Below are 22,696 nucleotides of genomic sequence, written 5' to 3'. Positions count from 1 at the left end.
GGCCCGCGGTATGCCCACTCGGAACTTGCGTGATGCCGTCGCGTCCAGAACCACTCGTACGTGGAGGGGCGCCGTGGAACGGCCCGCACCGCCGCGTCGCCGATGACCGCCGTCGTCTCACCGTCCCGCGCGATTCCGCGTGTCGGCCAACGGGCGCCGCATGTCCCGCCGTTCGCCGTGCGACTCCGCCCTGCCGCGAAACGCGGCCGCAAGCTCGCTCCTTTGGTGCATGTTCGGACAAACTGTCGAAACAGGTTGGTTAATGCCGGCGAACGAACTGGTTGCGAGATGGTGAGCAAGCCATGATGGGCCCATGACGTTGGCCTCGCGCGCGCTCGCGCAACTGGCGACCTGGCCCGACCTGCGACAGGCCGTGCCGAGTTGCGGTCTGGGACAGGGGCTCAGTTCCCTGCAGGGCGAGATCGTCCACTTCCACTCGGATCGCGATGTGGACCTGCATCTCACCACCCGTGCCATCCGGCGGTTCGCCGACGACCTCCGGAGCGCGGGCGCGATCCGCATCGTGCCGGGCTCGCAGTGGGTGACCATACGTCTCGACGCGGCGAGCGACGTCGACCTCCTGATGACGCTGGTCAGCGTCGCCCTCCAGGCACAGCAGGCCTGGCCCGACCCCGCCGGCCGGCCCGAGATCGGCTGCAACGACCAGCGGGGCGCGGGATTCGTGCGGGTCGTCCCCGGCTGGATCTGACACCGCGCGACGGGTGGTCACACGACGACGACCCGGATCCCCGCCTCCTCGAACCGGCGCACCGCCTCCGGTGCCGCCGCCGTGTCCGTCACGAGCGTGTCCACCAGCTCGGCCCCGCAGATCCGGGCGAACGCCCGCTGCCCCAGCTTGCTGGAGTCCGCCGCGACGATCACTCTCTCCGCTCGTTCGCACAGCAGCCGGTTGATCGCGGCCTCCGCCTCGTCGTGCGCCGCCGCGCCGTGCGTCGCGTCGAAGGCGACCACCCCGAGCACGGCCACGTCGATCGTGATCTGCCCGAGCACACCGTCCGCGAGCGGCCCGATGAGTTCGTACGACTGCGGGCGTGCGACCCCGCCGGTCACCACGATCTTGAACTGGGGCCGCACGGCGAGTTCGTTGGCGATGTTGAGCGCATTGGTCACGACGGTCAACGCAGGTGAGCCGGTGGTGAGATCGGCGCGCACGGCCAGTGCGCGGGCCACCTCCGTCGTGGTCGTGCCGCCGGTCAGGCCCACGGCCTCGCCGGGCGCGATGAGGCCGGCCACCGCCTCGGCGATGCGCTGCTTCTCGGAGGCGCGGCGCGCCGTCTTGTAGCGCAGCGGCAGCTCGTACGAGACCCCGTGCACCACCGCACCGCCCCGGGTGCGCACCAGCATCTGCTGCTCGGCGAGCTGGTCGAAGTCCCGTCGGATCGTCGCGGCCGAGACCGACAACTCGGCGGCCGCCTCCTCGACGTCCAGCCGGCCGCGCTCGACGAGCAGCTCCAGCAGCGCCTTCCAGCGGGCGTCGCGCGACATCCGCGGCCTCCGTTCCTCGATCCTCCGCGACCCTAGCGCACCCCACCTCGTCAAATGCTTGATTATGCTCGAAACTTCGCTATATCTTGCAGGAAAAATCAGCAGCGGAGGGGCGCGGCATGACCCATGTCGAGGACGAGCTGAACAGCCAGCCCGAGTGCTGGACCCGCGCGGCCGAGCTGGCGACGGGGCACGCCGGTGCGCTGCCGGCGCCGGGGGAGCGGGTGGCGATCGTCGGGTGCGGCACCTCGTACTTCATGGCGCAGGCCGCCGCAGCCCTGCGCGAGGGCGCGGGCCTGGGCGAGACGGACGCCTTCGCCGCGTCCGAGTTCCCGTACGGCCGCTCGTACGACCGTGTGGTGGCCCTCACCCGCTCCGGCACCACCACCGAAGTGCTCGATCTGCTGGGGCAGTTGAAGGGGCGTACCCAAACGACCGCCGTCACCGCCGACCCGGAGACCCCGGTGATGGCGGCGGCCGACGAGATGGTCGTGCTGGACTTCGCCGACGAACGCTCCGTCGTGCAGACCCGGTTCGCGACCACCGCCCTCACCCTGCTGCGCGCCCACCTCGGCCTGCACACGGACGCCGTCGTCGCCGACGCCCGCACCGCGCTGTCGACTCCGCTGCCCGCGGGCCTCGTCGAGTGCACCCAGTTCACCTTCCTCGGCCGCGGCTGGAGTACCGGGCTCGCCAACGAGGCCGGGCTGAAGATGCGCGAGGCCTCACTGTCCTGGACCGAGGCCTACCCGGCGATGGAGTACCGACACGGCCCCATCAGCATCACCACCCACGGCACCGCCACCTGGACGCTCGACGTGGCACCCGAAGGGCTCGCCGAACAGGTGCGCGCCACGGGCGGGTTGTGGATCCAGGGCTCGCTCGACCCGCTCGCCGAACTCGTCCGCGCCCAGCGGCTCGCCGTGGCCGTCGCCGCCCGCCGCGGCCTCGACCCCGACCGGCCCCGTCACCTCACGCGCTCGGTGATCCTCGCCCCCTGACCGACAGGGAAGATCCGGCCCGAAAGGAGAGACCGTGCCCCTCGCACCCACCGGTGAGCTGGTCACCCGCGCCGCAGCGGCGCACTCCGCCGTCGCCGCGTTCAACGTCATCACCCTGGAACACGTCGAGGCCGTCATCGCCGGCGCCGAGGCGGCGGGCGCGCCTGTGGTCCTCCAAGTCAGCGAGAACGCCGTGAAGTTCCGCTACGGACGGCTGCTCCCGCTGGCCCGCGCGGCCGTCGCCGCCGCCGAGCGTGCGGCCGTGCCGGTCGCGTTGCACCTCGACCACGTCCAGAGCGACGACCTGCTGCGCCAGGCGCCCGGTGCAGGCTTCGGCTCCGTGATGTACGACGCGGCCCGCCTGCCGTACGCCGAGAACCTCACCGCCACCCGGGCCGCCGCCGACTGGGCCCACTCCCAAGGCCTCTGGATCGAGGCCGAGTTGGGCGAGGTCGGCGGCAAAGCAGGGCAGGGTGGACGGGGGAATGCCGCGCAGCCGCCGCTGGACGCCCATGCACCCGGCGCCCGTACCGACCCCGACGAGGCCCGCGCGTTCGTCGCCGACACCGGTGTCGACGCCCTCGCGGTCGCCGTGGGCAGCGTCCACGCGATGACCACCCGCACCGCCGCCCTCGACCACGACCTCCTCGAACGGCTGTCGGCCGCCCTGCCCGTGCCGCTCGTCCTGCACGGCTCCTCCGGGGTGCCGGACGACGGACTGGCCGCGGCGGTCGCGGGCGGCATGGCCAAGGTCAACGTCGGCACCGCCCTCAACGTGGCGATGACCGCCGCGATCCGGGACTTCCTCGCCGACCACCCGGAGGCCGTCGACTCGCGCAAGTACCTGGCCGTCGGCCGGGAGGCGATGGTCCGCGAGGTCACACGGATCATCCACGTCCTCGCCCGCTCCCACCCCTGATACGTTCCCGCCATGCGCCACACCCGCCTCCACCTCGGCGAACCGCCCGTCGTGGCCCAGGCGGGGGTGGGTGTGCACGGCGTCGCGAGCCCCACGGACGTCTTCCGGCTGCCGGAGCTGTGGCAACTGCACCTCTACGCCTACGACGCCGAACTCGTCGTCGACGGAACGCCGCACATCGTCCGCCCGGGACGGGTGAGCCTCGTCCCGCCGGACACGACCGTCCACTTCCGCTACCGGGGCCGCTCCGAACACCTCTACGCCCATCTGCGCATCCCGGCCACCACCGGCCCTGCCCGCACCGTCCCCGTCGTCCAGGACACCGGACCCGAACTGCCCCTGCTCACCGCCCTGGTGCGGCAGGCCGTGACCGCCGCCCCGCGCGAGCCCGAACGCGCCCGCGCCGAGATCCGGACCGCCCTGTGGCGCATCGCCCACCTGGCCCCCGCAGCACAGCGGCGCCCCGGCACGCACCCGGCGGTCAGCGCCGCCCTCGCCCACATCGAGGCGCACCTGGCCGGACCGCTCACCGTCCCGGACGTCGCCCGCGCGGCAGGCGTCTCGCACAACCATCTGACCCGGCTCTTCCGCGCCGCCACCGGCGACACCGTGGTCACGCACATCCGCCGGCGCAGACTCGACCGGGCCCGTCACCTGCTGCACGCCACGACCCTGTCCATCCCCGCCGTTGCCGCGTCCGTCGGCATCCCGGACCTGCAGGCCTTCAACAAGGCGTGCCGCCGCGAACTCGGCGTCTCACCCCGGGCGTTGCACGCGGACGCTACTGCTTGACGGCCTTCAGCACCACGAACTTCGAGTCACTGGCCACCAGTTCACTGGCGCCGAACAGCCGCCGCAGCGTCACGTGATAGCCCAGATGCCGGTTGCCGACCACCCACAGCTCGCCGCCGGGCCGCAGCGCGCGCTTCGCCCCGGTGAACATCCGCCAGGCGGTCGCGTCGCTGGTCGCCTGGTGCGAGTGGAACGGCGGATTGTTCAGCACGACGTCCACGCTGCCCGCGGCGACCCCAGCCAGCCCGTCGCCGACCCGGAACTCCGCGTGCCCGGGCACCCCGTTGGCCTTGTACGTCGCCTCCGCCGACGCCACCGCCTGGTACGACTCGTCCACGAACAGCACCTCGGCCTCGGGATCGGCCAGCGCCACCGCCGTACCCACGACACCGTTCCCGCACCCCAGGTCCACCACCCGGCGCACGCCCCGGGTCTCGGGCAGATGGCCGAGGAAGAACCGGGTGCCGATGTCGAGCCGGTCGGCGCAGAAGACACCCGCGTGGTTGACGACCGGGTGCCCCGACACCGGACCGATGCCCTCGGGCAGGTCGTACGTGTACGGCCACGGGTTGGCGGGGCGCTCCCGCGACGGCTCCGGGGTGCTGAAGATCAGCCGGGCCTTCTGCCGCGCGAGCGACGTCCTGGTCGGGCCGATGATCCGCTCGAACAGCTGGAGCGTCGAGGTGTGGATCTCCTTCACCATGCCCGTGCCGACGACGACCGTGCCCGCGTGCACGGCGGGGGCGAGCCGCAGCAGCTGGTCCTCGAGCAGCGCCAGGCTCTTCGGCACCCGGACGAGGAGCACGTCGACGCGCTCCGGCGGCGGATCCTGCGTGGTGAGCAGACCCACGGCACCGGGCTCGACGCCAGCCCGTGCGAGGTTCGCGCGCGTCGCCTCCCGGCCGAGGAACGAGTCGGTGACCTGCACCGGCCGGTGCTCCGCCAGCGCCGTCACCAGCGCGCCCCAGCGGTCCCCGACGACCACGACCGCGCCGGACAGGGGGATCCGCTCCTCGGACAGGTGCCGCAGCAGATACGCGTCGGAGGCGTCCCAGGCACGCAGCCGGTCGCGTGGATCCTCGGGGAAACGGGACAGCTCGAACTCGCCCCACGGAGTCGTCATACGGTCGTTCATCGTGCGTCCAGGCTAGCGGAGCCCCAGCTCAGGGCCGGTCGGCTGGATCCTTCGGGCAGGATGGAGGACGTGGAGGCGGAACTGTTCCCCAGACAGCGCGCGCAGATCGCCCCGGGCGCCGCGCACGTGCCCGACTGGCTGGACCCGGACGCGCAGCGCGAGCTGCTCGCGGCCTGCCGGGAGTGGGCGCGTCCGCCCGCGGGCCTGCGCACGGTCCGCACACCGGGCGGCGGCACGATGACCGCGCGCCAGGTGTGCCTGGGCTGGCACTGGTATCCGTACGCCTACGCCCGCACCGTCGTCGACGGCGACGGGACGCCGGTGAAACCCTTCCCCTCCTGGCTGGGCGACCTCGGCCGCAGGGCGGTCGCCGATGCGCTCGGTCCGGAGGCCGCGGCCGGGGCGGCGTACGACATCGCGCTGATCAACTTCTACGACGGGGACGCCCGTATGGGCATGCACCGCGACGGCGACGAGCGGTCCGACGCCCCGGTGGTGTCACTGAGCCTCGGCGACACCTGCGTCTTCCGGTTCGGCAACACCGAGACCCGGGCCAGGCCGTACACGGACGTCGAACTGCGCGGCGGGGACCTGTTCGTCTTCGGTGGTCCGTCCCGGCTCGCGTACCACGGGGTGCCGCGGGTCCACCCCGGCACGGCGCCACCCGCGTTGGGACTCACGGGGCGGCTGAACATCACCCTGCGCGTGAGTGGCTTCTAGGTGGCGACGACGGACGAGCACGGTACGGATCATGGGAGACTCGCCCTCATGAGCGGCAAGGCGGACCCCCGGACGGCGGGGGAAGGAACCACCTCGAGGACGCGACTGGACCGGGGGCGCGGCGCGCTCGGGCCCGCGTTGGAGCTCGTGCACACGGGACGCGCCCCGACCCGGGCCGTCCTCACCGCAGAACTGGGCGTCACCAGGGCGACGGCCGGCGCGGTGGCGGCCGAGCTGGAGGCGCTGGGCCTGATCCGGGTCGACGCCCGGCCGGGCGCGGCGGCCGGTTCCCAGGGCCGCCCCTCGCACCGCCTCGAGGTCGCCGAGGACGGGCCCGTCGCGCTCGCCGCGCAGGTGCACGCCGATGGTTTCCGGGCCGCGCTGGTCGGTCTGGGCGGCCGTATCGTGGCCACGGCGCCCGGCTGCGAGACTGTGGACGCGGATCCGGCGAAGGTGCTGGGTTCGGTCGTCGAGGCGGGCGCGGAACTGCTGCGCACGACGGGCCGGCGCTGTGTGGGCGCGGGACTCGCCGTGCCGTCGGCCGTCGCCGAACCCGAGGGCCTGGCCCTCAACCCCCTGCACCTCGCCTGGCCGGTCGGCGCACCGGTCCGCCGGATCTTCGCCGAGTGCGTACGGGCGGCGGGGATCGAGGGCCGGGCGTTCGCGGGCAACGACGTCAACCTGGCGGCGCTCGCCGAACACCGGCACGGCGCGGGCCGGGGCGCGCGCGACCTGCTGTGCGTGGCCACCGGACACCGGGGCGTCGGCGGCGCGCTGGTCCTCGACGGGCGGCTGCACACGGGCAGTTCGGGTCTCGCCCTGGAGGTCGGGCACCTCACTGTGAACCCCGAGGGCCGCCCCTGCCACTGCGGCAGCCGCGGCTGTCTGGACGTCGAGGCGGATCCGCTGGCGCTGCTGATCGAGGCGGGCCGCGACCCGGGCCCCGAGGTCTCCCTCCTCCAGCAGGCCAACGACCTGATCCGCAACCACTACGCCGACCCGACGGTCCGCACGGCGACGGAGGCCCTGATCGACCGCCTGGGCCTCGGCCTCGCCGGCCTGGTCAACATCCTCAACCCGGACCGCATCATCCTGGGCGGCCTCCACCGCACCCTGCTGGACGCCGACCCCGAACGCCTCCACGCTGTCGTCGCCGACCGCAGCCTCTGGGGCCAGAGCGGCGGAGTCCCCATCCTCCCCTGCACCCTCGACCACGACAGCCTGGTCGGCGCGGCGGAGCTGGCCTGGCAGCCGGTCCTGGACGATCCGCTGGGAGCGCTTCAGTGAGACGCGCCGGGATCCCCGCTCTCACCGCCACACGGCGGCGAACGCCCGGCCCGGATTGTCCGTGAGAATGCGCTCCACCGGTTCCGGCCCCAGCTCCGCCGCCAGCCGCGGCCGTACCCGCCGCAGCAGATACGGCATCCCGGGCCCGCCGTCCACCGAGCGTGCCCCGGCGACCACGGTGTCCCCGCCCAGCAGGAGCCGGTGCCCGAAGCCGGACTCGGCCAGCTCCCGTACGGCGTCCGGCATCTGCCAGTCCGTGGGGTGATGGGCGCGGGACGGGCCGTCGAAGGCCAGCCAGCAGCCCGACTCGGCCGCCTGACGGTGGATCACGGGGTCGGGGAAGCGGTTGAGGTGTCCGAGGATCACCCGGTCCGGCGGAACAGCCGACTCCCCGCACAGCAGGTCCAGCACGTCGAGCGCGCCCGTGCCCAGCTCCAGATGGACAGCGATGGGGGCGCCGGTGGCGTGGTGCGCCTCCGCCGCTGCCGTCATCGTCCAGCGCGCATGTGCGTCGAGTGCGTGGAAGCCGCCCGCTACCTTGACGAACCCGGCGCGGACGCCCGACGTGCCGATGCCCTCGGTCAGTTCGGAGATGAACATCTCTGCCAGGCGGCCGCGCAGCCCGTCGAGCAACTCCGGGTCGTAGTGCGCCGCTTGGTGCAGGCCCGTCGCGCAGACCACGTGTACCCCGGTCGCACGCGACAGTTCGGGAAGGTCCGCGGCCCGCCGCCCCATCCCGTACGGCGTCCACTGCGCCACGCCCGCCCCGCCCGCCGCGCGGAACGCCTCAAGCTCGGCCCGCGCGGCACCGGCGTCCACCAGCTCCTGCCCAGGCAACCGGCGGCTGCGCAGGAAGAGATGGTCGTGCGCGTCGCACACACGCAGCTCCTCGGGCCCTATGTCACCGAGCACCGTACGGACGGCCGGGGCGGAACTCACCACTGCCGTCCGCGCGGCACACGGTCGAGGCCCGGCGCCGACAGATGCAGCACCTGGAACACGTCGCCGTCGGCCTTCGGCGCATCGTGGTCCCAGAGCGAGAAGTGGACCAGCTCCCAACACGCCGTGTCCACGGCGGCCGCCGCGAGCACGGCGCCGTCCGCCGCCGCCGACTGCCGTGTCTCCCGCACGACGTCCTCCATCAGCCCGGACAACTCCACACCGTCCGGCACCGGTTGCCGCCGCCGTACCGCGAGCACGGCAGGGGAGCCCGCCGCGCCGCCCGCCTCGTACGCCAGCCCGCTCCACTGCCGTACCTCCGGCCGCCCGAAGTCGTTCACGAGCCCCTGGAAGGCACCTCCCCACAGGAAGTTGTTCATGCCCTCCGTCGTGTTCCAGAGGTAGAACGGCGCGTACTGGTTGACGGGCGAACCGTGCACCCCGCGTTCGCGCATCAGATACGCCTTCGACCCGAGCCCCTCCCAGTCGTCGAGCAGGTGGCCGACGCGGGCCACGCGTGTGCGGATGATGTCCATGTCGTAGTCGGCGGGGAGCGTCACTTCGTACTGCACCGCGTGCATGGCGTCAGCCTTCCTGGGTGGTCCGGTCGGCCCCGTGACGGGGAGAGAGCAGTGCGAGGAGGCCCCGCACGCCCGCGTCGAAGGCGGCCGGGGAGCCGGAGGCGCGGGCCAGGACGTAGCCGCCCTGTACGGTCGCGAGGACGGTCGCGGCGATCTCCTCGCCGTCCAGCGAGGGCGCGAACTGCCCCTGTTCCCTGCCTTCTTCGACGATTCCGGCGATCCGCTCGCGGACCCGGTCGAGCGTCTCGTCGACCGGCGCCCGCAGCTCGTCGCTCGCGATCACGTCCGGGTCCATCGTCAGCCGGCCGATCGGGCAGCCGCGCAGCACGTCGCGTTCTCGCAGCAGATACGCCTCGATGCGTTCGTACGGTGTTCCGGGTCCGTCGAGTACTCCCTCGGCGGTAGCCCGCATCTCCTCGGCCGAGCGCCGGATCGCGGCCAGCGCCAGGTCCGGCTTCCCCTTGAAGTGGTGGTACATGCTGCCCTGGCCCGCACCCGCGCGCTCCAGGATGGCCTTGGGGCTGGTGCCCACGTACCCGCGCTCCCACAGCAGCTCGCGAGTGGACTCGATCAGTCGGTCCGCAGTGCTCATGGGCTCACTGTACATACCAGTAGGTACAGCGTCCATCGTTCGGCGGGCATCCCCGGGATGACCCGTGAGGCCCGCTCGTACTCCCCGGGAGGTACGCCCGGTGCCGCTGGCCGTACGACGACCCGGACCCCCTTCACCGGCCAGTCTCGAGGCATCACCACAAGACGCTCACGCACAGGGAGATGACCCGAGATGCAGACCCTGGCCCACTGGGACGGCGGCCCCGGCCCATGGATCCTGTTCTTCCCGCTGATCTGGGCGGCCGTCGCGTTCGGCGTCGTGACCGTCCTGCGCCGCACGGTCCGGCGCGGCCGGGGTGGCCCGTGGCGGCCGATGGACACGGCACGCCCGTCGGGCGACTCGCCCATCGCGATCCTGGGCCGGCGCTTCGCCACCGGCGAGATCGACGAGGACGAGTACTGGCGCAGGCTGTCCGTCCTGGACGAGCAGTTCGGCCGTACGGGCAAGGGCGGTGCGGCATGACGACGGCCACCGAGGCGACCTCCGTACGCACGGCCGCGCGCGTCGTCGGCGCCGTGAAGGTGTACGGCTCCGGCGACACCGCCGTGCGCGCCCTGGACGGTGTGGACGTGGACTTCGCCGCCGGACGCTTCACCGCGATCATGGGGCCCTCGGGCTCCGGCAAGTCCACCCTGATGCACTGTGCCGCCGGTCTCGACACGCTCACCTCGGGCGCCGCCTACATCGGTGACACCGAGCTGGGCTCCCTGGACGACCGCCGGCTGACCCTGCTGCGCCGCGACCGGATCGGCTTCGTGTTCCAGGCGTTCAACCTGGTGCCGACGCTGACCGTCGCGGAGAACATCACCCTGCCGCTGGATCTGGCGGGCGGCGGGGGAGACCCGGAGTGGATCGAGGCGCTCGTCGACGTCGTGGGTCTGCGCGACCGGCTGCATCACCGTCCGTCCGAGCTCTCCGGCGGACAGCAGCAACGCGTCGCCGTGGCACGGGCGTTCGCCGGCCGCCCGGACGTCGTCTTCGCCGACGAGCCGACCGGCAACCTCGACTCCCGCTCCGGCCAGGAGGTCCTCGGCCTCCTCGGCCGCGCCGTACGGCAGATGAACCGTACGGTCGTCATGGTCACCCACGACCCGGTCGCCGCCGCCCACGCCGACGAGGTCGTCTTCCTCGCCGACGGACGCCTGGTGGACCGTATGGAGGCCCCGACGGCGGACCTGGTCCTCGACCGCATGAAGGCCTTCGAGGTGAGGTCATGAACACCTCCGTACGCCTGAGCCTGTCCTCGCTGCGCACGCACAAGCGTCGCTTCGCCGGTACGTTCTTCGCGGTCTTCCTCGGCGTCGCGTTCCTCGCCGGGACCCTGGTCATGGGGGACACGCTGCGCGCGAGCTTCGACTCGATGTTCGGCGAGGCCACCAGTGGCACCGACGCCGTCGTGCGCAGCGCGGAGGCCATCACGACGCCCGGCGAGGCGCAGGGCGTACGCCGGCCGGTCGGCACGGACCTGCTGCGCACCATCGAGCAGGTTCCCGGAGTCGCCGCCGCCGTCCCGAACATCCAGGGCGCCGGCCAACTCGTCGGCGCCGACGGCAAACCCGTCGGCGGCCAGGGACCGCCCACCCTCGCCGGCAACTGGATCACCGACCCGCAGCTCAACCCCTACCGGCTGGCCGAGGGCCGCGCCCCGGCCAGGTCCGGCGAGGTCGTCGTCAACCGCGGTGCCGCGAAGAAGGGCGGCCTGACGATCGGCGACACGACGACGTTGCGCACGCCCGACCCCGTCGAGGTGACCGTCGTGGGCCTCGCGACCTTCGGCGGCGCGGACGGCATGGCCCAGGTGACCTTCACCGGCATGACCCGGTCGGACGCCGAGAAGTACCTCACCGCGCGGCCGGGCGAGGCGGCGACCATCCAGGTGCGGGCGGACCCCGGAGTGAGTCAGAGCGCGCTCGTCGACCGGCTGACTCCCGTGCTGCCGAAGGGGGACGAGGCCATCACCGGCCAGGAGTCGGCGCAGGAGAACACCGACATGGTCTCCAGCCAGTTCCTGACGATCTTCACCACCTTCCTGCTCGTTTTCTCCGGTGTCGCCCTGCTGGTCGCGACCTTCTCCATCCACAACACCTTCGCGATCATCGTGGCCCAACGCACCCGGGAGAATGCCCTGTTGCGCGCCCTCGGCGCCTCCCGCCGCCAGGTGACCGCGTCGACCCTGGTCGAGGCGAGCGTGGTCGCCGTGACGGCGTCCCTCGCCGGGCTCGCCGGCGGCATCGGGATCGCGGCCGCTCTCCAGGCCTTGTTCCCTGCCATCGGATTCCCGTTCCCCGAAGGCGACTTGGTCATCAAGACCCTGTCGATGGTCCTGCCGCTCGTGGTCGGCTTCGTGGTCTGCCTGGGCTCCGCGCTGCTGCCCGCCGTACGCGCCGGACGCACCGCCCCGCTGGCCGCGCTGCGCGAGACGGCCGTCGACGCCGCGGGCGCCTCCCGCGCCCGCGCGGTGACCGGCACGGCTCTCGCGGCCGTCGCGGTCGCGACGGCGCTCGTCGGCGTCCTGGTCGCACCGTCCGTCTGGCCGGCCGGAATCGGTGCTCTGCTGGCCCTGGTCGCGTTCGTCGTCCTCGGCCCCGTCGCGTCCTCCGCGGCCGTACGTGTCCTAGGCAGCCCCCTCGGCCGGCTGCGCGGTGTGACGGGCTCCCTCGCCCGGCGCAACGCCCTGCGCAGCCCGAAGCGGACGGCCGCCACCGCGAGCGCCCTGATGATCGGCGTGGCCGTGGTGTCGCTGTTCACGGTGTTCGGCGCGTCGCTGAAGGCCACCATGGACCAGACCGTGTCCCGGTCCTTCGCCGGTGACGTCGCGGTCAGCACCCCGTCGTTCGGTGCGGGCGGCAGCGGACTCAGCCCCCGGCTGGCCCCCGCCGTGCAGCGGCTGCCCGAGGTGGACACCGCCGTCGGACTCGGCCGCGGCGTCGCCGAGGTCGACGGCAAGGGCCGGGCCCTGACCGTCACCGACCCGGCCGCGCTGGCCCGCACCTTCGACCTCGGCACGGTCAGCGGCTCGCTGCGCGACCTCGGCACCGACGGCATCGCCATCACCCGGAAGGAGGCCGACCGCATGGGCCTCGTGCCCGGCGACACCGCCCGGCTCACCTTCACGGACGCCAGGACGCAGAACTTCACCGTCCGCGCCGTCTACGGCCGGTCCGAACTCGCCGGCGATTACGTGATCACCCGCGCGGCCTGGGCGCCGCACCGCACCCAGGACTCCGACACGCTGGTCGCCGTCTCCTTCAAGGACGGCGTGAGCGCGGACGCGGGCAAGGCCGCGGTGCAGAAGGTGGCGGACCGGTACGGCAGCCCGCAGGTGCAGACCCGCGAGGAGTACGCGCAGTCCTCGGCCGGCGGCATCGACATGATGCTCACGCTCGTCTACGCGCTGCTCGCCCTCGCGGTGCTCATCGCCCTGCTCGGCATCGCCAACACGCTGACGCTGGCCGTCCACGAACGCACCAGGGAACTCGGCCTGCTGCGGGCCGTCGGCCAGACCAGGCCCCAGCTGCGGGCCATGGTCCGCTGGGAGTCGGTCCTGGTCGCGTCCTTCGGCACGGCCGGCGGGCTCGGCCTCGGCGCCTTCCTCGGCTGGGTCCTCGTGAAGGCCTCGGACGGCGCCCGTGACAGCGCGTTCGCCTTCGCGATCCCGCCCGCGCAGCTCGTGGTGGTGGCGCTGGTGGGCCTCGCGGCCGGCGCCCTCGCGGGCCTGCGCCCGGCCCGGCGGGCCGCCCGCCTGGACGTGCTGCGGGCCATCGCCGCCGAGTGAGGCGACCGGAAGAAGGTCACCGCCCGGTCAGCCGACAACGGCCGGCCGGGCGGGAGCGTGTTCCGGAGCGGGAGCGCAGGCCACAGGTTCGACCTCCGTGAACAGGTGCGCGGGTTCCTCCACGACGGCGCGGCGCGACGGCCGGGCCGGCTGCGGCTTCGCCGCCGGGGCGGCGGGCAGGGTGAACCACACGACCTTGCCCGAGTCACCGTCCGGCCGGGCTCCCCAGCTCTCGCTGACCGCGGCCACCATCGCCAGGCCGCGCCCGGTGGTGTCCAGGGCTTCCGCCTCCTCCAGCACGGGAAGGCGCGGATCGTGGTCGCGCACCGAGACCGTCAGGCGGTCGGGCAGCAGCTCGATCTCGACGGTGCAGGACTTGTCGGGCTGCGCATGCCGGTGCACGTTGGTCAGCAACTCCGTCACACCGAGCGCGGCGCGGTCGATCAACGGGTCCAGATGCCAGTAGCGCAACTGCGCAGATACGATTCTGCGGACCTGGCCGATCCGCGACGGCAGGGCTTGGAGCTCCACCGTGCAGTGTCTGCTTGGGTGACTGATCACGGCTGCGACTCCCCGACTTGAGGTCCGGAAGAACACGGAGTACGTATCCAGCAGGATGCCCTCGCCCGGACGGCCGCCTGCTGTCGTGCCCGGCGGGCTGGTTCGCAGCGTTATCGCCGGTAAACCCAGAGTGACGTGAGACCAGAGTGACGCAGGACACATCGCCCCGCAACTCGCCGTGACTCACCCGCCGCGCCCCGCCGCCCGGCGCACCGCCTCGATGAACCGGCGTGCCGCCGGCGGGCCCGGCTCGCCCGGAGCGGGATCGTGATCGCCCAGCGTCAGCAGATACCGGTTGCCGTTGAGGTCGGCGAGCGCCCGGTCGTCCGGGACGAACCAGGGCTTCGACGCGCGCACCGCCTGGACCGGCGCACTGTCGATCTCACTGCCGTAACTGGTGAGCAACTCCAGCCTGCCGCCGTTGATCCTGACCTGTCCGGCCCGGGTGAGCGAGCGCAGCCGCTTCCCGATCCGCACGCCCGTGGCCGTGAACTCCGGCTCGGCCATCACGTCCCGCCCCCTCGTGCGCGTCGGCCGCCGCACCGGGACCTCGCGAGGGTCGCGCTCCGGTGCCGTCCGGCTCGTGTCGTGATCCAGTGTGCGTCCGCGTCCGGGACGTTCGTCCCGCCCGGTGCAGTCTGCCCGTACCTCGCGCCGGGCACCAGTACGCACGGCGCGTCCCCCGCGCAGGCCTGGAGCACGCGCTGCAATGCGCCCCCCAAGAGTCGCCACCTGCCTCGCCCCGTGGACGGCCTTTGGGTGGCCCAAAGGTGTGTTTATGCAGGTGGGATGGTGTGCAGAAGGTGCTTATGATCGGGGCGTCGGCCGCGCAGGGCGACGTCGGCGCCAAGCGTAAGGAGCACCGCCGTGAGCACCACCCCACAGACCCGGCCGGGCGCCACCCTCGACGTCGACCACAGCGACGCCGGCTACCGGAGCTGGCTGAAAGAGGCCGTCCGCAAGGTCCAGGCCGACGCCAACCGCTCGGCGGACACCCATCTGCTGCGCTTCCCGCTGCCCGAGCGATGGGGCATCGATCTGTATCTGAAGGACGAGTCGACCCACCCGACCGGCAGCCTCAAGCACCGGCTCGCCCGCTCCCTGTTCCTGTACGGCCTGTGCAACGGCTGGATCCGTCCCGGCCGCCCGGTGATCGAGGCGTCCAGCGGCTCCACGGCCGTATCCGAGGCGTACTTCGCCAAGCTCATCGGCGTCCCGTTCATCGCGGTCATGCCGCGCACGACGAGCGCCGAGAAGTGCCGGCTGATCGAATTCCACGGCGGACAGTGTCACTTCGTGGACGACTCACGGAAGATGTACGAGGAGTCGGGCCGCCTCGCGGCCGAGACCGGCGGCCACTACATGGACCAGTTCACCTACGCCGAGCGGGCCACGGACTGGCGCGGCAACAACAACATCGCCGAATCCGTCTTCCGTCAGCTGGAGTTGGAGCGGTTCCCGGAGCCGGCATGGATCGTCGCCACGGCCGGTACGGGCGGCACCTCCGCGACCATCGCGCGCTACGTCCACTACATGCAGTACGACACCCGCATCTGTGTCGCCGACCCGGAGAACTCCTGTTTCTTCGAGGGCTGGACCACCGGCGACCCGGACGTCACCTGCGACTGCGGCTCCCGTATCGAGGGCATCGGCCGCCCGCGCATGGAACCGAGCTTCGTGCCGGGCGCGATCGACCGGATGATGAAGGTCCCCGACGCGGCCAGCGTCGCCGCCGTACGGGCCCTGGAGCGGGCCATCGGCCGCAAGGCGGGCGGCTCGACGGGTACGGGACTGTGGAGCGCCCTGAAAATCATCTCCGAGATGGTCACGGAGGGCCGCACGGGCAGCGTGGTCACCCTCCTGTGCGACCCCGGCGACCGCTACCTCGACAAGTACTACTCGGACACCTGGCTCGAGGAGCAGGGCCTGGACATCGCACCATACACGATGGCGATCAACTCCCTGCTGGAGACGGGCAGGTGGCCCGACTGACCGGCGGGGGCCGTCGTTGGATCATCTAGGCTGCGACGCATGTTCGAGTACCACGGCTGGGTCACCGTCCGGGAGAGCACCGGTGACGACGAAGACGGCCGCCTCGCGCGCATCGTCGACGAGCTTCGGGCGTACGTCGCCGAACTCGCCAGTCCCTACCTGCTCGACCTGAGGCGGATGAACGGAGAGCCCTTCATCCACCTGGGAGGCCACGCCAACCACCGCTCGCCCGACGTCGCCGAGTTGCTCGCCCACGTGGGGGCGGTGGCGCCCGGGTCCTATGGACTCGTCCACGTCCGGGACGACGAGGACCCCGGGTACGAGAACGAGGTGCGGGTCCTGCGGCTTGTCCGTGGCGTCGTCACCGTGCACACGGAGACGCTGCTGTCTCCGTGCGTTCCCGCACTGGAAGATCCCTACATGCCCTAACCCGCCAGGCGTCGGTCGAGTGCCCCGATGGCGCCCTCGACCGAGCGGCCGAGGCCCGCGCGGGCCAGGCGGGCTGCCGTGCGGAACGCGGGGGTTCCGTCGAGGGCGAACGTCATCCGGACGCGGGTGCCCGTGCCGGACGGGGTGAGGCGCCATTCCTCGATCCAGGCGCGGGCGCAGGGGACGTTGGTGACATCGACCCGGTACGCGTACAGCACCGGCGCCTTCGCCTCGATCACCGTCTCCTCGAAGCGCGTGCCGCCCCGCAGGCCGATCCGGCGTCCACCGTCGGTCGCCCGTGCCGAGGTCACCGCGGAGAACCACTCGGGCCAGCCGGGCACGTCGTCGGCGAGCGCGCGGAACACCGTGTCCGGTGCCGCGGTGATCTCACGTGCGAACACGAGGCGGACCGGCGCGGTCTCGACGAAGTCGATTCCCACCGGGCGCAGACGCTGAGCCATGGACGCGAACCCTCTCGTGGAACTCCGGGAGGAACAGGGCGGTCGACCGGTCACCCTAGCTCGCGTCCCGTCAGATGTCTGCACCCTCGCCGGGCTCGCCCGCCACCACCAGCCGGAGGTGCTCGGAGATCTCCTCCCGCGTCTCCTCCGGCATCCCCGCGTCCGTGACCAGCGTGTCGACCTGCTCCAGCGTCGCGAACGAACTCAGGCCCACCGTGCCCCACTTGGTGTGGTCGGCCACGACCACGACCCGCCGCGCCGACTGCACAAGACGCCGGTTGGTCTCGGCCTCCGCGAGGTTCGGAGTCGACAGCCCTGCCTCGACCGATATCCCGTGCACACCGAGGAACAGCAGATCGAAGTGGAGCACCGCGATCGCCCGGTCGGCCACCGGCCCCACCAGCGAGTCGGACGGGGTGCGCACCCCGCCGGTCAGCACGACCGTGGCCGCGCCCTGCCGCTGCCCCGAGGTGCGCTGCGCGGCGTGGAAGACGTCCGCGACCCGCACCGAATTGGTCACCACTGTCAGATCGGGCACCTCGAGCAGCTGATGCGCCAGCGCGAACGTCGTCGTACCACCCGACAGGGCGATGGCCGTCCCCGGCGTGACCAGCTGGGCGGCGGCCCGCGCGATGTCCTCCTTGGCGCTCAGCTCCAGCCCCGACTTGGCCTCGAAGCCCGGCTCGTGCGTGCTCGCCTCGACCACCGGCACGGCACCGCCGTGCACCTTCTCCAGGACTCCCTGCCGGGCCAGCGCGTCCAGGTCGCGGCGCACCGTCATGTCCGACACACCGAGCTTGCGCGTCAGTTCGTTGACCCGGACACCGCCCCGGCGCCGGACCTCGTCCAGGATCAGGGCGCGGCGCTGCTCCGCGAGGAGGTTCTGATTCTCACTCACGTACGCTCCGGTCCTTTCGCCTGGGGCCTCAGACACGCCCGCCGCACCGGCTCCGACCAGGACGTTCCGCCTGGCTCCGGTGCGCGGACGTCCCATCTTTTCACGGGTCGGTGCCGGTTGCGCCACCACCCGCATCGACGCGCACATGTCATTCGGACATCGGCCGTCACACGGCTTGTCACACGGATCGGGGAGATTCGGTGACGAGAGGTGTACGACAGCCCGCGAGCGGAGATCCTGATGCGCGCGAGCACAGAGGCAGGCGGCGCGTCACGGGGGAAGTGCGGGAACAGTGGAACAAGCGCAGGAACGGGCAGCCGGGGGCGAGGCCGGGGGTCGTGCCGCCCGGCTCCGGGAGTCGGGGTGCGACCTGGAACTCCTGGTCCACGGAGTCGGCGGCACGACACCCGAGGACATGCTCGACGATCCGCGCACGGTGCGGATCTCCGGCGACGACACGGCCGCCGTCTTCCGGCGCGCCGAGGACGTCGACGCGGAGGACAGACCCGAGGACTACCGTGGCCGGCCGGTGCCCGAGGCGTACGTCTGGTGCAACCTCACCTCCGGCAACGCCGCGCGCGCCCTGTGGCTGTTGCTGCTGCCCTTCATGGTGGTCAACCTGGCGCACTGGATGCGTCCCGCCGCACACGGCCGGAAACGTGCGGTCCAGGTGTACGGCCTGCTGGTCCGGCTCGCCGGACTCACCCTGACCGTGCTGCTGGTGGCGGCGGCCTGCGAGGTCGCCCTGGACCTCGCGGCCTGGCAGTGCGCGGGGGTCGAGGTTTGCGCCCGGCGCCACTCCTGGCTGGGCTTCCTCTCACCCGCCGTCTCCGGCGACGGCTGGTGGAGCACGCCGGGACGCCGGCTCGCCCTGGCCGCGCTGGTCCCGACCGCGCTCACCGGCCTGCTCTGGTACCTCGCCCGCCGCACCTGGAGCGCGTACGAGTCCCAGCCGCCGATGACCGACACGGCCGGGCCGGACGACGACACCGTCCGCACCTCACTGGGCCGGCCCGGCTTCTGGTACGGCCGCCGCCTGGTGGCCCGGCTCCGTGCCGCCCACACCGCGGCGGGCCTGCTCACGGTCGCGGCGGCGGTCGCCACACCGGCCGCGCACTTCGACCGCCGTCCGGGCGGGTCAGAGTTAATCGACGCACTCGGCTGGCTGGTGGTCGGGACGCTGCTCGCCGGGGCGGCCTTCGTGGTCTGGGTGGTGTGCCGCCGCGGCCGCACGGAGAACCGCCTCGACGAGGATCTCGACGAGCTTCTCCTGCGCCGCCTGCCGCTCGCCTCCCTGCTCCTGCTCCTGCTCACCCTCCTGTACGCCGGGTGGTCACGGCCGGGATGGCACTCGGCCGGCCGGCTGCCCGGGGACACCGCCTTCGGCACCCTCGCGCTGGCCCAGGGCGTACTCGTCGTCGTCCTCGGCGTGGTCGCCCACCTCCTGCACCGCACCCACCGCGACCCGCGCGCGGCGATGCGCGGCTTCGGCGGCCCGTGCGTCGCACTGCTCGCCTGCGCGCTCGGCGGAGTGATGTCCGGCGGTGTCGCCCAGCGCGTCGCCGACTGGCTGGACGGTACCGCGGCCTCGATCCCCGGCCCGCCCGTCCTGCTGACCTGGCAGGCGTCCGTGATCCCACCGCTCCTCGTGGCCGTGCTCGCCCTGGTCGGCTGGCTGTCCTGGGGTACCTGGCGGGTCAGCCGCGCCGAGGAGCGCACGGTCGAACGCGACCACCCGAACGAGCCCGCGGACACCGCACGCACCCGCCGTATCGCCCGCACCCGGGCGATGGCCGCCCTCACCGACCGGGCACCGCTCCTCGTCGCCGTCGTCTCCGCAGCCACGCTGCTCCTGGGCGCCGGAGCGCTGGTCGGCGGCCTCACCACCGAGCAGACGCCCAGTGAGGCGGCGAGCGAGACGTACGCCGTCGTGCACGGCGCGGCCCAGACGGCGCAGGCCCTGGGCTCCTGGCTGGTCGGACTCGGCTTCATCCTGTTCGTCACCTGGGGCCGGCGCGCCTACAAGGACGCCTCCGCGCGGCGCACTATCGGCATCCTGTGGGACGTCGGCACCTTCTGGCCGCGCGCCGCCCACCCCTTCGCCCCGCCCTGCTACGCCGAACGCGCGGTGCCCGACCTGACCTGGCGCATGGTCACCTGGACCCGGCGCCGGCGGCCGCCTGGTGATCTCCGGGCACTCCCAGGGCAGTGTGCTCGCCGCCGCGGCGGCCTGGCAGCTGAAGCCGTCCGTGCGCAAACGGGTCGCCCTGCTCACCTACGGCTCTCCGCTGGAGCGCCTCTACGGCCGCTGGTTCCCGGCCCACTTCGGGGCCGCCGCGCTCAACTCCCTGCATCGCGAGGTCGCCTGCTGGCGCAATCTGTACCGCCTGACCGACCCGATCGGCGGCCCGGTCCGGCTCCCCGGCGACTGCGGCCCGGAAGTGGACCACGAGCCCCTGAAGGACCCCCTCGCGTACGGTCGTACGGCCGAGCACCCGCTGCCCGCCCCGATCCTGGGCCACTCCGACTACCAGGCCGACCCGGTCTTCGCCCAGGAACGCGAGCAACTGCTGGAGCGGCTGCGTCCGGAGGTGCCGGGGCAGCGACCGGAACCGGCGCCGTAGAACCTGCCGCGATCAGGGCAGTTCGGGGAGGTCCTCCGGGAACAGCAGCGTCAGGTCGTCCGTGGTCGGCTCCGCGACCTGGGCAACCCGGCTCGCGTGCCGCTCCACCATCGCCTCGAAGGTCTGCCGCGCCGTACGACCGTTGCCGAACGCGGGCCCCTTCGGGATCACCGTGAAGTACTTCAGCAGAGCCTCCGACGCGCCCGGCGCCAGCCGGTACTCGTGCTCGTCGGCCTGCTGCTCCACGATCCGCAGCAGCTCGTCGGGGCCGTAGTCGCCGAAGGTGATGGTCCGTGAGAAACGGGACGCCACACCGGGGTTGACGGACAGGAAGCGTTCCATCTCGGCCGTGTAGCCCGCGACGATCACCACCACCGCGTCCCGGTGGTCCTCCATCAGCTTCACCAGTGTGTCGATGGCCTCCTTGCCGAAGTCGCGCCCGGCGTCCTCCGGCGACAGCGCGTACGCCTCGTCGATGAACAGCACACCGCCGCGAGCCCGTTCGAACGCTTCCTGGGTGCGGATCGCGGTGGAACCGATGTGCTCGCCGACCAGGTCGACGCGGGAGACCTCGACGAGGTGCCCCTTCTCCAGGACGCCGAGGGAGGCCAGGATCTCGCCGTAGAGCCGGGCGACCGTCGTCTTGCCGGTGCCGGGCGAGCCCGTGAAGACGAGATGCCGCTTGACCGAGGCCGCTTTCAGACCCGCCTGCTGCCGGCGCCGGCCCACCTCGATCATGTCGGTGAGCGCGCGGACCTCGCGCTTGACGCTCTCCAGGCCGACCAGGGCGTCGAGTTCGCCCAGTACGGCCGTGGAGGTGCGCACGGGCCTCTCCGGCTCGATGGCCGTGATGAGCGGTTCCTGTTCCGTGCTGCGCTGCCCGGGAATCGCGCCCAGCAGGCCGCCCGAGGGGCTCGTCGTCTGGACGGCCGGCTCCCGGGTCGCGGCCGGCCGGACACCGCCGCTCTCGTCGCTGGTGCAGTCCTCCACGATCGGCCCCGTGCCGGATTCGGCGTCCGGGCCGGCGTCCGCGAACTCGTAGCCCCCGCGCGCGCATCGCTCCGTGCGGCACTTCTTGAGCGTCGTACGGCAGCCGTCGATCACATGGAAGCCGTAGCCGCCGCTGCCCGTCACCCGGCAGCTCAGGAAGCTGCCCCGGCCGCCGGCCGACACGTAGAAGCCCGCTTCCGCCGGGGATTCGACGGTGCAGCGCTCGATCGTCGGGTCGGCGCCCTTGGTGACGATCACGCCGGTCTGGGTGCCGTCGACCGTGCAGTTGTCGAGCGTGCCGCCGCTGCCGTGGTCGCGGAACCAGGCGCCGGTGGCCGCGTCCCGGATCCGGCAGTCGTCGAGCTGCGCCGTGGCGCCGTCGCTGACCGACACGGCCGTGTTGCGCACCTGGGACAGGTCGCTGTCGACGACGTCAGCGCGGGAGCCGCGATCCAGGACGAACAGTGCGTCCGGCACGTCGTGCACCCGGCACGAGTCGAGCACCGCTGTCGCGCCGTCGCTCACCCACACCGCCGGATAGTCCCCGGTGCTGTCGAAGATCTCGCACTGGTTGGCGTCCACGCGCGTGCCCGGGTCCCACACCGACAGACCGTTGCGCCCGAACTGACGCACCGTCGTCCGGGTCAGCGTGAGCACCGAACGGGAGCGCAGGTCGATCGCGTTCTCCGGGATGTCGTGGATGCGGCAGTCCGCCAGGGTGAGCACGGCGTCCGTGTCGAGCGTGACGCCGTCCGCCGCCGTACGGTGCACATCGCAGTCGGTGAGGTGCGCCGTGGCCCGCGCGGTGACCTGCGCGCCGGAGCCGCGCACCTCGTAGACCTCGCAACCCACCGCTTCCAGCGCGGAGTTCTCGCCCGTCACCATCAGGCCCGCGCCCGAGGCGTGGTGCACCCGGCAGCGGTCCAGACGCGGGCGTCCGCCGCTGTGCACGGCGACGCCCGACTGGCCGGCCGCCATCACCTCGCAGTCCTCGAACACCCCACCGCCGCCGTCGAGTACGGCGATGCCGATGCCGGCCGGGTTGTCCACGGTGCAGCGCCGCACGGTCGGACGTGCGCCGCCGCGCACCTCTATGCCCGCCGCGGACCGGGTCACGACGCGGACGTCCGTCAGTTCCGGAGAGCCCTCCTCGACGAGCAGCGCGGGCGCGGTCGCGTCCTGCCCCTCCACATGCAGGTCCTGCACCACCGCGGCGGCACGCACCGTCAGCGGCACCCCGTCCACTGGCGCGATACGGACCGAGCCGGGCGAGCCCTCGGGGCCGCGCAGGGTCACCGCCCGCTGGACGACGAGGTTCTCCCGGTAGGTGCCTGGGGCGACGGTGAGCACGTCGCCGTCGGCCGCGGCTTCCAGGGCGGCGGCCAGCGAGGCGTACTCACCCGTGCGGCGCCGCCACCGCGATGTACCGGTGTGCGTCACCTGGACCGTGCCCTGTGCCATGGCGCTGCTGTG

At 72.6% G+C, this 22,696-nt stretch carries 21 protein-coding genes and 1 pseudogene; 12 read left to right on the top strand and 10 right to left on the bottom strand.

The window, feature by feature from the left end:
* Positions 1–313: 313 nt before the first annotated feature.
* Entirely contained in the window at positions 314–709 is a 396-nt protein-coding gene (locus IEZ19_RS08585; protein ID WP_189310480.1) for a luciferase domain-containing protein, read from the top strand.
* A gap of 17 nt (positions 710–726) precedes the next feature.
* Here IEZ19_RS08585 and IEZ19_RS08580 read toward each other — a convergent pair whose 3' ends face one another.
* A complete protein-coding gene (locus IEZ19_RS08580) occupies positions 727–1,506 on the bottom strand; it encodes a DeoR/GlpR family DNA-binding transcription regulator (protein ID WP_189310479.1) in 780 nt (259 codons plus the stop codon).
* 119 nt (positions 1,507–1,625) lie between these two features.
* Here IEZ19_RS08580 and IEZ19_RS08575 point away from each other — a divergent pair, with 119 nt between their 5' ends.
* The 3 genes from IEZ19_RS08575 to IEZ19_RS08565 are packed head-to-tail and all read left to right on the top strand — an operon-like array spanning position 1,626 to position 4,218.
* The gene (locus IEZ19_RS08575; protein ID WP_189310478.1) at positions 1,626–2,507 is read left to right on the top strand and encodes an SIS domain-containing protein; all 882 of its coding nucleotides are present in this window, start codon (positions 1,626–1,628) and stop codon (positions 2,505–2,507) included.
* A 34-nt stretch (positions 2,508–2,541) separates the two neighbouring features.
* A complete protein-coding gene (locus IEZ19_RS08570; protein ID WP_189310477.1) occupies positions 2,542–3,426 on the top strand; it encodes a class II fructose-bisphosphate aldolase in 885 nt (294 codons plus the stop codon).
* 12 nt (positions 3,427–3,438) lie between these two features.
* Positions 3,439–4,218: a helix-turn-helix domain-containing protein gene (locus IEZ19_RS08565; RefSeq protein WP_189310476.1), complete on the top strand. Its 780-nt coding sequence runs from the start codon at positions 3,439–3,441 to the stop codon at positions 4,216–4,218.
* On the opposite strand, the gene IEZ19_RS08560 is transcribed toward IEZ19_RS08565, so the two are convergent.
* Positions 4,208–5,341: a methyltransferase gene (locus tag IEZ19_RS08560; RefSeq protein WP_189310475.1), complete on the bottom strand. Its 1,134-nt coding sequence runs from the start codon at positions 5,339–5,341 to the stop codon at positions 4,208–4,210. The two genes, IEZ19_RS08565 and IEZ19_RS08560, sit on opposite strands and share 11 nt — an antisense overlap.
* An 81-nt stretch (positions 5,342–5,422) precedes the next feature.
* Here IEZ19_RS08560 and IEZ19_RS08555 point away from each other — a divergent pair, with 81 nt between their 5' ends.
* Both IEZ19_RS08555 and IEZ19_RS08550 read left to right on the top strand, forming a co-directional pair.
* A complete protein-coding gene (locus IEZ19_RS08555) occupies positions 5,423–6,073 on the top strand; it encodes an alpha-ketoglutarate-dependent dioxygenase AlkB family protein (RefSeq protein ID WP_189310474.1) in 651 nt (216 codons plus the stop codon).
* Between the two features lie 48 nt (positions 6,074–6,121).
* The gene (locus IEZ19_RS08550; RefSeq protein WP_189310473.1) at positions 6,122–7,360 is read left to right on the top strand and encodes an ROK family protein; all 1,239 of its coding nucleotides are present in this window, start codon (positions 6,122–6,124) and stop codon (positions 7,358–7,360) included.
* A gap of 21 nt (positions 7,361–7,381) precedes the next feature.
* On the opposite strand, the gene IEZ19_RS08545 is transcribed toward IEZ19_RS08550, so the two are convergent.
* Genes IEZ19_RS08545 through IEZ19_RS08535 form a run of 3 tightly spaced genes read right to left on the bottom strand, consistent with a single transcriptional unit; the run spans position 7,382 to position 9,472 of the window.
* The gene (locus tag IEZ19_RS08545; protein WP_189310472.1) at positions 7,382–8,299 is read right to left on the bottom strand and encodes a phosphotriesterase family protein; all 918 of its coding nucleotides are present in this window, start codon (positions 8,297–8,299) and stop codon (positions 7,382–7,384) included.
* Positions 8,296–8,880 (bottom strand): DUF4865 family protein, encoded by a 585-nt coding sequence (locus tag IEZ19_RS08540; protein ID WP_189310471.1) that lies wholly within the window; start codon positions 8,878–8,880, stop codon positions 8,296–8,298. The genes IEZ19_RS08545 and IEZ19_RS08540 overlap by 4 nt, the downstream gene beginning before the upstream one ends.
* A gap of 4 nt (positions 8,881–8,884) precedes the next feature.
* Positions 8,885–9,472 (bottom strand): TetR/AcrR family transcriptional regulator, encoded by a 588-nt coding sequence (locus IEZ19_RS08535; RefSeq protein WP_189310470.1) that lies wholly within the window; start codon positions 9,470–9,472, stop codon positions 8,885–8,887.
* 192 nt (positions 9,473–9,664) lie between these two features.
* Here IEZ19_RS08535 and IEZ19_RS08530 point away from each other — a divergent pair, with 192 nt between their 5' ends.
* The 3 genes from IEZ19_RS08530 to IEZ19_RS08520 are packed head-to-tail and all read left to right on the top strand — an operon-like array spanning position 9,665 to position 13,268.
* Complete coding sequence (locus tag IEZ19_RS08530; RefSeq protein ID WP_189310469.1) at positions 9,665–9,955, top strand: SHOCT domain-containing protein; 291 nt, start codon at positions 9,665–9,667, stop codon at positions 9,953–9,955.
* Complete coding sequence (locus IEZ19_RS08525; RefSeq protein WP_189310468.1) at positions 9,952–10,710, top strand: ABC transporter ATP-binding protein; 759 nt, start codon at positions 9,952–9,954, stop codon at positions 10,708–10,710. The genes IEZ19_RS08530 and IEZ19_RS08525 overlap by 4 nt, the downstream gene beginning before the upstream one ends.
* Positions 10,707–13,268 (top strand): ABC transporter permease, encoded by a 2,562-nt coding sequence (locus IEZ19_RS08520; RefSeq protein WP_189310467.1) that lies wholly within the window; start codon positions 10,707–10,709, stop codon positions 13,266–13,268. The genes IEZ19_RS08525 and IEZ19_RS08520 overlap by 4 nt, the downstream gene beginning before the upstream one ends.
* A 27-nt stretch (positions 13,269–13,295) precedes the next feature.
* Here IEZ19_RS08520 and IEZ19_RS08515 read toward each other — a convergent pair whose 3' ends face one another.
* Both IEZ19_RS08515 and IEZ19_RS08510 read right to left on the bottom strand, forming a co-directional pair.
* Entirely contained in the window at positions 13,296–13,829 is a 534-nt protein-coding gene (locus IEZ19_RS08515) for an ATP-binding protein (RefSeq protein ID WP_189310466.1), read from the bottom strand.
* 183 nt (positions 13,830–14,012) lie between these two features.
* Positions 14,013–14,336 (bottom strand): hypothetical protein, encoded by a 324-nt coding sequence (locus tag IEZ19_RS08510; RefSeq protein ID WP_189310465.1) that lies wholly within the window; start codon positions 14,334–14,336, stop codon positions 14,013–14,015.
* 360 nt (positions 14,337–14,696) lie between these two features.
* Here IEZ19_RS08510 and cds1 point away from each other — a divergent pair, with 360 nt between their 5' ends.
* On the top strand, positions 14,697–15,821 hold the full coding sequence (cds1, locus tag IEZ19_RS08505) for an L-cysteine desulfhydrase Cds1 (RefSeq protein WP_189310464.1): 1,125 nt from the start codon (positions 14,697–14,699) through the stop codon (positions 15,819–15,821).
* Between the two features lie 39 nt (positions 15,822–15,860).
* Positions 15,861–16,250 carry an Imm7 family immunity protein gene (locus IEZ19_RS08500; protein WP_189310463.1) on the top strand — a complete coding sequence of 130 codons (390 nt, stop codon included), beginning with the start codon at positions 15,861–15,863 and terminating at the stop codon, positions 16,248–16,250.
* Here IEZ19_RS08500 and IEZ19_RS08495 read toward each other — a convergent pair.
* On the bottom strand, positions 16,247–16,711 hold the full coding sequence (locus IEZ19_RS08495; RefSeq protein WP_189310462.1) for an SRPBCC family protein: 465 nt from the start codon (positions 16,709–16,711) through the stop codon (positions 16,247–16,249). The two genes, IEZ19_RS08500 and IEZ19_RS08495, sit on opposite strands and share 4 nt — an antisense overlap.
* 70 nt (positions 16,712–16,781) lie before the next feature.
* A complete protein-coding gene (locus IEZ19_RS08490; protein ID WP_189310461.1) occupies positions 16,782–17,609 on the bottom strand; it encodes a DeoR/GlpR family DNA-binding transcription regulator in 828 nt (275 codons plus the stop codon).
* Positions 17,610–17,901: 292 nt separating this feature from the next.
* Between IEZ19_RS08490 and IEZ19_RS08485 the strand changes: the two are divergent.
* Positions 17,902–20,221, top strand: a pseudogene (locus IEZ19_RS08485) (hypothetical protein); the annotation flags it as partial.
* A 24-nt stretch (positions 20,222–20,245) separates the two neighbouring features.
* On the opposite strand, the gene IEZ19_RS08480 reads toward IEZ19_RS08485, so the two are convergent.
* Positions 20,246–22,684, bottom strand: a complete 2,439-nt coding sequence (locus IEZ19_RS08480; RefSeq protein ID WP_189310460.1) for a right-handed parallel beta-helix repeat-containing protein — start codon at positions 22,682–22,684, stop codon at positions 20,246–20,248.
* Positions 22,685–22,696: the final 12 nt, after the last annotated feature.

It is taken from the genome of Streptomyces brasiliensis, assembly GCF_014647875.1.
Taxonomy (GTDB): Bacteria; Actinomycetota; Actinomycetes; order Streptomycetales; family Streptomycetaceae; genus Streptomyces; species Streptomyces brasiliensis.
The sequence above is the reverse complement of the archived record's forward strand: the minus strand, read 5'-3'. Positions and strand labels throughout refer to the sequence as shown.